The organism is Maritalea myrionectae, assembly GCF_003433515.1.
Taxonomy (GTDB): domain Bacteria; phylum Pseudomonadota; class Alphaproteobacteria; order Rhizobiales; family Devosiaceae; genus Maritalea; species Maritalea myrionectae.
Genome location: NZ_CP021330.1, coordinates 2,188,315 through 2,200,225 on the forward strand (window position 1 = coordinate 2,188,315; position 11,911 = coordinate 2,200,225).

The 11,911-nt window shown below is 51.1% G+C and carries 10 protein-coding genes and 1 tRNA gene; 5 read left to right on the forward strand and 6 right to left on the reverse strand.

The features are described from left to right. Nucleotides 1–8: 8 nt before the first annotated feature. Complete coding sequence (locus tag MXMO3_RS11080; protein ID WP_084634175.1) at nucleotides 9–626, reverse strand: cold-shock protein; 618 nt, start codon at nucleotides 624–626, stop codon at nucleotides 9–11. Nucleotides 627–882: 256 nt separating this feature from the next. Here MXMO3_RS11080 and MXMO3_RS11085 point away from each other — a divergent pair, with 256 nt between their 5' ends. The 5 genes from MXMO3_RS11085 (at nucleotide 883) to MXMO3_RS11105 (ending at nucleotide 5,287) form a co-directional block, all read left to right on the forward strand. Then, on the forward strand, nucleotides 883–1,302 hold the full coding sequence (locus MXMO3_RS11085) for a VOC family protein (RefSeq protein ID WP_027835438.1): 420 nt from the start codon (nucleotides 883–885) through the stop codon (nucleotides 1,300–1,302). Between the two features lie 108 nt (nucleotides 1,303–1,410). Next, on the forward strand, nucleotides 1,411–1,881 hold the full coding sequence (locus MXMO3_RS11090; RefSeq protein ID WP_027835439.1) for a YcbK family protein: 471 nt from the start codon (nucleotides 1,411–1,413) through the stop codon (nucleotides 1,879–1,881). A 113-nt stretch (nucleotides 1,882–1,994) separates the two neighbouring features. Then, nucleotides 1,995–2,070 (forward strand) — tRNA-Glu (locus MXMO3_RS11095). Nucleotides 2,071–2,313: 243 nt separating this feature from the next. Further along, the gene (locus tag MXMO3_RS11100; RefSeq protein ID WP_162889229.1) at nucleotides 2,314–3,795 is read left to right on the forward strand and encodes an ArnT family glycosyltransferase; all 1,482 of its coding nucleotides are present in this window, start codon (nucleotides 2,314–2,316) and stop codon (nucleotides 3,793–3,795) included. Nucleotides 3,796–3,799: 4 nt separating this feature from the next. Further along, on the forward strand, nucleotides 3,800–5,287 hold the full coding sequence (locus MXMO3_RS11105) for an ArnT family glycosyltransferase (RefSeq protein WP_162889230.1): 1,488 nt from the start codon (nucleotides 3,800–3,802) through the stop codon (nucleotides 5,285–5,287). Here MXMO3_RS11105 and MXMO3_RS11110 read toward each other — a convergent pair. The 5 genes from MXMO3_RS11110 to MXMO3_RS11130 form a co-directional block, all read right to left on the reverse strand. Then, the gene (locus MXMO3_RS11110; protein WP_117395905.1) at nucleotides 5,284–6,522 is read right to left on the reverse strand and encodes an SAM-dependent methyltransferase; all 1,239 of its coding nucleotides are present in this window, start codon (nucleotides 6,520–6,522) and stop codon (nucleotides 5,284–5,286) included. The genes MXMO3_RS11105 and MXMO3_RS11110 overlap by 4 nt on opposite strands. Before the next feature lie 174 nt (nucleotides 6,523–6,696). Beyond that, a complete protein-coding gene (gene recJ, locus MXMO3_RS11115; protein ID WP_117395906.1) occupies nucleotides 6,697–8,490 on the reverse strand; it encodes a single-stranded-DNA-specific exonuclease RecJ in 1,794 nt (597 codons plus the stop codon). Between the two features lie 98 nt (nucleotides 8,491–8,588). Continuing rightward, nucleotides 8,589–9,578, reverse strand: a complete 990-nt coding sequence (gene glpX, locus MXMO3_RS11120) for a class II fructose-bisphosphatase (protein ID WP_084634178.1) — start codon at nucleotides 9,576–9,578, stop codon at nucleotides 8,589–8,591. Nucleotides 9,579–9,611: 33 nt separating this feature from the next. Beyond that, nucleotides 9,612–10,934, reverse strand: coding sequence for a homoserine dehydrogenase (locus MXMO3_RS11125; protein ID WP_117396794.1), 1,323 nt, complete (start codon nucleotides 10,932–10,934; stop codon nucleotides 9,612–9,614). 340 nt (nucleotides 10,935–11,274) lie between these two features. Then, nucleotides 11,275–11,811: a hypothetical protein gene (locus MXMO3_RS11130; RefSeq protein WP_117395907.1), complete on the reverse strand. Its 537-nt coding sequence runs from the start codon at nucleotides 11,809–11,811 to the stop codon at nucleotides 11,275–11,277. Nucleotides 11,812–11,911 lie beyond the last annotated feature (100 nt).

Consider the following 11,911-nt stretch of genomic DNA (forward strand, 5'->3'; position numbering starts at 1 on the left):
GTCCAATACTAGTGAGAGGATGGCGCCTCGCCCCAATCATCTGGACGAATTTCGGCAACCATTAGGCCTTTAGGACCATCGCCATAACGCGCAAGCACAAATTGACCGGGGCGCAATTCAGTCAGGCCAAAGCGGCGCAATGTTTCCATGTGGATAAAAATATCGGGATGCCCCTCACCTTTGGACAAAAATCCAAAGCCACGCAAACGGTTAAACCATTTCACTTCCAAGCGCTCGAGTTTAGAAGTTGGCTCCACCACCACATGGGTGCGTGGTGCAGGCATTTGAGAAGGATGTTTGGCAGTGGTTTCATCCATTGACAGGATGCGGAAGGCTTGCAGCCCGCCGGGACGGTCCAGCGCTTCGCACACAATGCGCGCGCCTTCATAGGCTGTTTTATAGCCGTCGCGGCGCAAACATGTGACATGAACAAGAACGTCGGCCATGCCGTTATCGGGTACGATGAAACCGAAGCCTTTGGCCACGTCAAACCATTTGATCGTGCCTGAAACCTCTATGACATCTACCGAGCCATCTTCCGCGTCGCTGCGCGCCCGGTCTAGATTGCTTTGGTCGCGCTCATATTCCAAATCGGAATTTAGATCCGGTGTGCTCTTGGCCCCCATTTTGCCATGTCCTCTTTAATTGACCTGCCCGCCACAGCCAGGTTACTCAATTACTCCTAATTGAATGAGTTTGTCCGATTCAAAGCGATTTGTTAAGGGATTAATTACATTTTATTAACCATCCAATCAAGTCGCTGATTGTTAAGGTCTTTTTGAAACCCGCCTGTGGGTTGATTGGTTTTCCCGGAACAAGTTTTGTGATCAACTCGTTTTTGGTAGAGTCGATCAAAACCTCCAGAAAAAGATAAGGCACGCTATGAAATATTTGCACACAATGGTTCGCATCTCCAACATTGACGAGAGTCTGAGATTTTATTGCGAAGGTCTTGGCCTGCAAGAAAATCGCCGCATTGATAATGAGAAAGGCCGCTTCACGCTGATCTTCTTGTCGGCGCCGGGGGATGAGGAGGCTCAAGTTGAGCTCACCTACAATTGGGACCCCGAAGAATATGATGGTGGCCGCAATTTTGGTCACCTCGCCTACCGCGTGAAAGACATCTATGCCTTGTGCCAACACCTTATGGACATGGGCTACACCATCAACCGCCCGCCGCGTGATGGACATATGGCGTTTGTGCGTTCGCCAGACAATATTTCCTTCGAGCTTTTGCAAGAAGGTGACAGCCTTGAGCCAAAGGAACCTTGGGCCAGCATGAGCAACACCGGCGAATGGTAAAATTGAAAATACAAAATTAACCACTTGTTTAAACCGGCGATTAGGCATCGCCGGTTTATTTTATGGCCAAACGCAAAACAAACTCCATTTTTGGAACTGGCTTGGCCAATGGCTTCTTTTTCTACATATGCGCGCGCCCTGATCGCAGCGACATTGTCGTTCGCCCTTTTGGCAGGCTGTGCCTCCTTAGGCGGCTTTGACGCGGCAAAGCGCTACGACAAGAAATATGGCCTGCATGTGGAGCACAGTAAGGTCAACACTTTCTGCCTGTTGCCAAAGCTGCGCTATGTGCTGTGGAAGGCTGAATTGCGGTTTGGTCGCCCGGTTGTTGTGACATCAGGTTTCCGTAACCCGATCCACAATTATATGGTTGGCGGCGCGTGGGGCTCTTACCACCAGAAGTGCATGGCCGCGGATGTCTTTATTCCCGGCGTTTCAAAATCCAAATTGATTGCCTTTATGCGCACACAATCACAAGTGGGTGGACTTGGATGTTATCCAGGCCGCAAATTTATACACGTGGATATCCGCAAGCGTCCAAATGGTTATAAACGCCCCGTGCAATTTAAAGGTTGCTGACATAAGTGCGTGTTTTCAGATTTTTGTCACTTTTTTGAAAAAAAACCATAAAAAAGCGAAAAAGCCTCTTGCGTCTTTTGAAGAACGTCAATATACGACAACCACTGTTCGAGGCGCCCTTCGTCTAGTGGTCTAGGACGCCGCCCTTTCACGGCGGAAACACGGGTTCGAGTCCCGTAGGGCGTACCAACAGCTTCCTTAATTAGGAGGCGTCTCGAACAACAAGAAACCGGCCTCTGGCCGGTTTTTTTGTGTTTAAGTAAATCTCATATCTCCTTGGTTCAAAAACATTATCATTCGTTGGCGCCCCGCGCCGCGATATGGCTTTTGCTTTTGTTTGGTTGATGGGTTTCCCTATTTTGATGCCTTGCCTAGCATCGGCAACACAAACGCTTTATATGGGATGAAAGAGCGCTTGAGGGGATGGTGCGCATGTCGCCAACTGCAGATCAAAATCGACCGTTTATCGATCGTCTTTTATTGGTGATCATTGGCGTTTTCATGGCCATCAAACTGATCCTGATGACCCAAAGCGGTTTGCTGGACGACGAAGCCTATTATTGGGTTTGGGGACAACGCCCGCAACTCTCATATTTTGATCATCCGGCGCTTGCCGCGTGGTTGATGTCTGCCATGCAAGCCATTTTTGGTGATGGCATTGTGGGCGCCCGCATGGGCGCACTTTTCACTTTTGCGGGCAGCTCCTACTTTTTGTGGCGCTTCGCCGCTAAAATACGCCCGCAAGCGCCCTTGAGGGCATTTCTGATTGCAGAAGTTGTGCTTCTGGCATCCCCCACCTTTTTTGCATGGACCACAATCGTCTATTTCGATCATCTGCTGATCTTTTTGTGTTTGGGGGCGATGTATTATTACACGCTCTATTTGGACACAGAGTCTGACGAACGGACTTCGTTCAAATCGCTCTATACGGCAGCTGGATTTCTGGGCTTGGCGGCGCTGACAAAGTATAGCGCCCTATTTGTGGGGATTGGCTTTGCATTGGTGGTGGTGTGCAGCCCGCGCTATTGGCACAAGCTTAAAAGCCCACATCTTTACCTTGCGGCCCTGCTGGCTGTCGCCATGCAAGCCCCCACCTTTATTTGGAATGTACAAAATGATTTCGCCTCATTCAGCTTCCACCTTTATGATCGGCACTCAGGGCCCTGGTGGCAAAGCTATGCGGCGCATTATTTTATCCGCTATTTCCTTTATACGGTGATCCTGTTTGGGCCATTTTTGCTGCTCAGCCTGTTTCGCATTCGGCGTTTGCAGGCTGAAAACAGCTTTACGCGCACGGCTGCTTATTTGATCCTGTTTGTTTCCGGCACCACGATGGCGTTTCTTTTGTCTATGGTGATGACAGTCTCCAGCCATTGGTATTGGACTGACCTTGCATATCTTGGGCTGGTCATCCTGTCTCCGGTGCTTTTGGGAATCGGATGGCTGTTGTGGGCCCATGTAGTGCTTGGCTTGGTCGCGGCTATTCTTGTGACAATCAATTATTGCGTTTTGCCATTGGCAGCGCTTATTGGCGTGCATGATGTGGAAACAGGCAAGACATTTGGCTGGGACCAAGTGGTGGCGGCCACTTTGGACGCAGAGACACGTTTGGACGCAGATTTTATTGCCACCAGCCGATTTAAAACGGTTGCGCAATTCAATTTCCATGGTCAACGGCGCGATATCTACGAACTGTCCCCACAACCGTCGCAATTTGACTATTGGCAAGACCTTGAGGCGCTTGCAGGTAAGCGTGCTATCATCTTACATGATGAACAGGCGAATATAGACAAGCTGACCGGCAGCTTTGAAACGCTTAAGCTGGTGGAAGAAGTCTCCATTCAGCGCTATGGCTTTGAAATATATCGCTATCAGCTATATTTCGGCACAAATTACAAACCGGCTGAAAAGTGAGTTTATGAAATTCGTCCCTGATAAAGCCGATTATTTGCCGTCTGTGCGCGCCCTGTTGATTATTGCCGGGCTTTTGGTCCTCTTAAAGCTCCTTATTACTTACGGCATGTTTCCATTGGGCGACGAAGCCTATTACTGGCGTTGGGCACAAACGCCAGAATTGTCATATTTTGACCATCCACCCTTAGGGGCCTGGCTCATCGCCCTTGGCCAATTGATCGGGCTCGATCATTTGCTGGGTTTGCGTGCGGTGACGCTTTTAACCACCCTTGGCACTCTGTTCTTCATTTGGAAGATTATCGGCCACTACCGCAGCAACGACGCCACGATTTCGCACACACATTTGTTTTTGTTTGTCGCGACCATGCTTTACGCCTCGCCAACCATTCTGGTGTGGTCGAGCCTGATCTACCACGATCATTTGTTGATTTTTCTCGCCAGCGGCGCGTTCTTTTATCTCGGGCGCTATTTGGATCGTACGGCACGGGGACAATCGGACCTCGCAGGTCTATATGCGGGCGCCCTTTATCTCGGATTGATGGGGCTTACCAAATATAGCGCGGTCTTTATGGGGCTAGCGCTTGTTCTGGTCATTTTGTTCAGCAGCAAATTGCGCCACCAGCTCAAGTCCCCCCATCTATATTTGGCAGGCTTGCTCACCTTCGCCTGTATGCTGCCGCTGTTTTGGTGGAATTGGACCCATGATTGGGCATCATTTGGCTTTCATCTGGATCAGCGACATGGCGCGGGATGGCTCGAACGGTTTAACCCAATTGCCTTGATCAATTTTGTGGCCGCGACATTGGTCTTGTTCGGCCCCTTCCTCCTTGTGGCGATCATCAACCAATTTCGACCGAAATATGCCAACACAGCACCCCGCTATTTGTTGCGCCTTGCCACTTATACATTTGTGCTGTCTACCATCGCTTTCGCCACTGTTTCAGCCTTTGCCTATACGCTTTGGTATTGGAGTGACCTAGCCTATTTGGGGCTGTTGCTGCTGATCCCATATCTGATGCGGTCTAAGTATATGATCTGGGGGCACTATATCTTTGGGATCGTTTTGGTCGCCCTCACCACGTTTCATTATGCGTTCGCGCCAATCACCGTATGGTTGCCGGGGTACGATAAGGAAGCCTCGAGCGTTTATGGGTGGTCACAAGTCGCTGATTGGGTCAATCAGACGGCAGAAGAAGTTGGTGTAGACAATCTTGCAGCCTATCGTTTTCAAACTGCCAGCCAGCTAAGCCTTGTGTTGAGTCGCACGGATGTATTTGCCATCGATTATCGCCCCACCCAATTTGATTATTGGGAACTTCCGCAACTCAGTTCAGGAAAAGACGTTTTGGTGTTGAAAGACGACATCAGCCCCGCCTCGCAAATCGAACAACGTTTTGAGACCCTAGAACTGATCGATGAACTACCTATCATGCGCTTTGGGCAGGAAATCTACCGCTATGAGCTTTATCTAGGGCGGAACTTTACGCCCTAGTCGATACGGCGATATTGATAAACGCCCACATCAATCATTTTGTCGGCGAACCCCGCCTCACAATAAGTGAGGTAATAGACCCATTTGCGCTTGAAGGTTTCATCAAACCCGAGCTTTTCGATCTTGTCCCAGTTCGCCAAAAACGCATCGCGCCACATGGCCAGCGTTTTGGCGTAGGACTGTCCAAACATTTCTTGCTTTTCCAGTTTTAGACCAACATTTTCGCCCTGTTCGCGCATCACCTCATTGGTGAGCAACATGCCACCGGGGAAAATGTAGCGCTGGATGAAATCGACATTGCTGCGGTATTCTTCAAAATCATTCTCGTCGATGACAATCGCTTGGATCGCAGCGGTGCCGCCAGGTTTGAGCCGATCATGAACTGTTTTAAAATAGGTTGGCCAATGATCTTCACCAACGGCTTCGATCATCTCGATCGAACAAATGTGATCGAACTGGCCCTGGGTATCACGATAATCTTCAATTACGAGTTTAGAAAACTCGTCCAAACCTTTGTCGGACAATCTTTTTAGTCCGTATTTGAGCTGCTCCTTCGACAAGGTTATGCCGCGCAAATTTGCCTTATAATCTTTTGCAATTGTCTCGGCAAATGCACCCCAGCCACAGCCGATTTCCAACACGTCACTGCCCGGTTGCACACCAGCCATATCCGCGACCAAATGATTTTTAGCCCACTGAGCATCCGTCAGGCTTTGGTCTTCACTGGTAAAATAGGCAGAGGAATAGACCATCGATTCGTCGAGCCAGAGGTCATAAAAGTCATTCCCCAGATCGTAGTGCTCAGCGATATTCTTCTTAGAGCCTTCGCGCGTGTTCCGCCGCGAAATGTGATAGGCCATATCCTGAGCCGCGCGATGGAAGAATCCCGGCTTCACCGCAGATAGGTGATCGCGGTTTTTGAGGAAGAATTTAAACACCGCCAACAGATCATCGCATTCAATGTCTTTATTCATGTATGCGGCAGCAAAGCCCACGGTGCCGCGACGGGCCGCTTCAATAAGCAGGTTAAAATTGTTGAGTTTGAGTGTGGCCTTTGGGCCAGCGTTTTCAGGGTTGCCGACATAGCCAACGCGACCGGACGGCAAAATCACTTTGATGCTACCATGGGGCACATCTTTGATAATCCTGCGCGCGGCACGGTGCAAAACAAAAGATAGAAATTTTGATGCCAAGGTCGGCGATGACCGTTCCCGGTCAAATGCTAAATCACTCATACGCTACATTCCTGAACCTTGTTCCAATATAGTGGAATTAACCATTAAAGTCCGGTTCTAGGCCTCCCTAATTATGCCCAAAATTCTATCGGTGATGGGAAAAATATCAAGCCCTTTGCAAAACACATTGTTTTTAAAGGCCAATTTCCCCGACATGACAACTATAGGTAGGGACTAGGATGATTTTGCGGCATCCAAAATTCTTAATTGTGGTTCTTCACGCCCCTGCCAATGGTTAATGTTTAACGCGCCAACCACATGAATTGGATCACCATTTTTTGCATTTAACAGCATTTGTCCAAGGGGGCTGTCAGCAGCGCGAAACGCGATGCCTCCAAGCCGCGCACGGTCAGGTGACGTGAGCGACAAGCGGATATGCCCGCCAACGCCCACAATGTCTGCGAACGCCACGCGGTGTGCCGGAAAAGCGAACAACGGGCCGGGGTTGCCAGCGCCGAACGGACCAGCGCGTTCAATTTGATGGATAAAATCTGCCGTCGCGCCACGTGCTGTCATTGCCGCGTCGATTTTAATCGTGTTTTGTTTGCGGGCTTCGGTCACATCTTGCTGCAATTGATCTGCTAAATAGGCGCGAAAATGGCCTATTTGGCCGGAGCCGATCGAAATACCGGCAGCCATTGCGTGGCCGCCTCCTTTGGTGAGCAGCTTTTCATCTACCGCGGCGATCACAGCCGCGCCCAGATCAACGCCGGGGATAGACCGCCCGGAGCCTGTGCCGGAGCCGTCAGCCTTTTGCGCGATGGCGAATGCTGGTCGGTTGAAACGCTCTTTCAAGCGCGCCGCAATAAGGCCAACGACACCTTGGTGCCAATCTGGTGAGGCCACAACAATAACTGGCGGCCCCTCCCCATCGCCAATTTCTGCATCAGCCACGGCAACGGCTTCTTCTACAGCGCGTTTTTCAATTGCTTGCCGTTCAGCGTTTAAGCCTTCCAGCTGTTCAGCAATATGCATCGCTTCGTGCTCATCATCACAGGACAATAGCCGAGCGCCCAATGACGCATCGCCAATTCGCCCGCCTGCGTTGATGCGGGGCCCGAGCAAAAAGCCCAGATGGTAAGCATTGAGCGGGCCTGAAACCCTTGAAGCCAGTGCCAAGGCGGCCAATCCTGGATTTTTGCCGGACCGCATAACGTCCAATCCACGTTGCACAAAGGCGCGGTTAAGGCCCTGCAGCGGCACCACGTCACAAATGGTGGCCAGGGCGACCAGATCGGTCATGTGCATCAGGTTCGGCAGATTTGCGATTTGCCCTTTGTCTTTCAAGACACGGTTGAGCGCCACGAGCACCATAAAGGTCACGCCAGCCGCGGCGAGATGTCCAAGGCCAGATATATCGTCAGGGCGATTAGGATTGACCACAGCGTTAGCTGACGGCAATTCATGCGCCACTTGGTGGTGATCAATCACCAAAACATCAATGCCGCGCTCACGCGCATGGGCGATGGGTTCAAATGACGTCGCTCCACAATCCAGCGTGATGATCAGATTGGCCCCTTCGTCGATCAAGTGATCCATCGCTGGGATGTTTGGGCCGTATCCTTCAAAGATACGGTCAGGAATATAGGTTGCGGGCGCCAAGCCAACACCGCGCAAATAGCGGGTCATCAATGCACAAGAGGACGCCCCATCCACATCATAATCGCCGAACAGCGCGACGTTCTCGCCGTTTTCAACAGCCTGTACCAGGCGGTCGACCAACTCATCCATTTGCGTGATGGTGCTTGGATCTGGCATGAGCCCACGCAATGTCGGCAACAAGAACTCTTCTGTTGCCTCCAGCGGCACATCACGCCCGGCCAAAATGCGCGCTAATATTTCGCTAATGCCAAATTGTTGCGACATAGCTGTTGCTGTGCGCATTTGTGCTGTGTTCAGCCGGTCAATCCACGCGCGGCCACCCACAGACTTTTCGACATTTAAAAAGAAGTCTTTTTCCTCAAACATAACGCGAACTTACCTGTTGTCGCCCTATGATGTGAAGCAAATAATGGCACAAAAAAAGGCGCGCTGAATTTGCGCGCCTTCAATTCGATGTTTCGCGATTAAATATCGCGCAAATGCCGTGCATTGATTTGGCGCACGGTTTTTGACCAAGAGCGCATCACAATGGTGGATGTTTCCACATGTTTCGGGCGGATCTTCACGCCATCCAACATTGAACCGTCGGTCACGCCTGTCGCCGCAAACAGCACATCGCCAGAGGCCAATTCGTCCACAGCATATTTGCGATTATGGTCTGTAATGCCCAAACGTGTGGCTCGGGCGCGCTTTTCGTCGCTATCAAGCACCAAACGGCCTTGCATTTGTCCACCAACGCAACGCAACGCCGCCGCGGCCAAAACGCCTTCGGGTGCGCCACCAGTTCCGATATAAAGGTCAATGCCGGTCTCGTCGCGGTCTGTTGTGTGAATCACGCCAGCAATATCACCATCATTGATCAGCTTGATCGACGCACCGATGTCGCGCAGTTCGTTGATGATATGGGCGTGACGTGGGCGATCCAAAACGCAAACGGTGATATCTGCAACACCAACGCCGCGCGCTTTTGCAATGGCTTCCACATTTTCTTTCGGCGTCCGGTCCAAATCGATAATGCCTGGCTCATAGCCCGGCCCAACCGCGATCTTTTCCATATAAACGTCTGGTGCGTGCAACAGTCCGCCGCGCTCGGCCATGGCCAATACTGCCAGTGAATCATGCTGGTTTTTGGCGCACAATGTTGTGCCTTCCAAAGGATCAACAGCAATATCAACTTTGGCGCCCTGCCCGATGCCGACTTCTTCACCGATAAACAACATCGGCGCTTCGTCGCGTTCGCCTTCACCAATTACGACGCGACCATCCACGGAGATTTTGCCCAATTCTTCACGCATCGCTTCCACGGCCGCACGGTCTGCGGATTTTTCATCGCCCTTGCCGCGCCAATGAGCAGCAGCGATGGCGGCATTTTCAGTGACGCGCACGATTTCAAGGGTCAAATTACGATCAACAATCGCCTCAGCGGTGATTGTGGATTTAGCTGTCATTGCCATTTTAAAGCCTCTGCCTGTTTCAACTTTGGCGTATCAGAACCGCTCGATTCGAATAACCTGCGGTTTTCCAACGATAAAGCCATCTGCCGCAATCCGATCAATGGTTTGCCGCACTGACTGCTCCAGGGTCTTTTGCGTGATCAACACGACAGTGCGTGTTGCTTCGCTTTTCGTTTCCGGGTCATTCACAACCAGATCTGGCCGTTGAATAACACTTTCAAGCGAAATCTCACTTTCCCCCATGCGGGACGCTATAGCAGCAAGTGCGCCAGGAATGTCCCTAGCATTTAGTCGAATAAAGTAGCCGCCTTCATGCTCACGCATCCGCGCTTTATCGTACGGCACCAACTCGTCCACCGGCAAGCCCAGTGGTGGCACGTGGGTGCCGCGCGCGCAGTCAAATATATCTGAAATGACCGACGCTGCTGTTGCATCCCCCCCAGCACCGGGGCCAGCCAACAACAATTCTTCCACATGATCTGTTTCCAGCGATACAGCGTTCAACACCCCATCAATGCCAGCAATGGTGCTGGTTTTGGGCACCAAGGTCGGGTGCACGCGCTGTTCAATTCCATCAGAGGTGAGCTGGGCGACGCCGAGCAGCTTAATGTCAAAGCCCAAATCGCTGGCCACTTTAATGTCCGCTTGATCGATCCGGGTGATGCCCTCGATATACATTTGATCGGCGGCGATCTCACAGCCAAAGCAAAGGCAAGTCAGGATTGCCAGCTTATGTGCCGTGTCATTGCCTTCAATGTCGAAGGTTGGGTCAGCTTCGGCATACCCAAGCTCTTGCGCATCTTTCAAACAGTCCTGAAAACTGATGCCCTCATTCGTCATACGGGTGAGGATGTAGTTACAGGTGCCGTTCATAATGCCGTAAACACGCTGCACATGGGCCAAGCCCAAACCTTCACGAAGGGTTTTGATGATGGGGATGCCGCCAGCCACCGCAGCCTCAAAGCCAAACTGTGTGTTGGTTTTTTCGGCCAGGCGGGCGATATCCACCCCATGTTTAGCGATCAACGCTTTGTTGGCGGTGACCACAGGCTTGCCAAGCTCGAGCGCGGCACGAATAGAGGCCAGGGCCGGCCCATCTTCGCCACCCATCAATTCAACGAACAAATCAATTTCTTCGGATTTGGCCAGGGCGACCGGATCGTCAAACCAAGTCATGTCGGAAAGATCAACACCGCGATCTTTTGACCGTGAGCGTGCGGAAATACCCGTGACGACGATCTGACGCCCAAAGCGTTGCATCATCCGCTCTTGCTCATTCAAAAACATTGAAATGAGTGAAGCACCTACAGTCCCTACACCAGCGATACCTAAGCGGAGTGGAGCGTCGTCTTTCATGTCTTGCCTTTCCGTTTCGCGCATTTGCGCCAAAATCCTATTTCTTGTATCCAAGCGGGGCTCACGTCCCTTGCGCAGGTTGAAAACGAACAATGGGTCTGCCGCAAACTCGCGGCCAAAGCGACTTGGGGAGCATCCCGTTTGTTCAAGAAACTTTTCAACTTGCGCCAAAAACTCAGCGTGCTCAGACATAACCTACAAATCCTACAATGATTTTCTGAAACAGTCTCTAGTAGGATAAATCCTACAGGTCAAGGTATGAGCTTGTAGGATTTAAGCTCGAAACGCAAAAAAGCCGCGCAAAATGCGCGGCTTAGGTAGATTGAACTGAAGGTGTAGGTTATTGACTTTCGCCAACATCGTCTTGGGCAGCGGCCTGCAACGCTTCACACGCCTCAACTTTGGCGCGGGTTTTTGCGTCCATATTTTCTGGGTCATAGGTAAATGCGGCACAGGTTTCTAGTGTGAGCACTTCTCCATCGGGACCAAAAACCTGTTGGGCACCATCTGTTTGCCCATCGGTGAGCTCATCAAGAGCCTTCTCGGCCTCTTCCGCCAGTTTTTGGGCACCTGTCTTTGTCTCATTCATCAAGTTTTGTGCATCTTCGCCCAGTTTTTCAGCGGCGTCTTTGCCCTTTTCAGCCAAGGCGTTGACATTTTCCTCGATGTCTTTGGTTACTTGGTCGGCTTGATCTTGCAAATCCTGAACCACATCACCCGACGATTCCGCCTCTTGTGTCGCTTCGTCCTGCGCCTGCTCTTCGGCCTGGCTCTCTGCTTCAGCCTCAACTTTCACTTGCGCTTCTGGAACTTCTTGCGGGTTATCACAGGCAGCAAGCACCCCCACAGCCATTAATGCGATAAGAATCTTTTTCATGAAAACCTCTTTAACAATTTAGCGAACGTCGCGCGTCATCGCGCCCTCTGCAACAGCAGATAGGGAGAAAATAGGTCCGATTTGGGGCAAGAACGGGCAT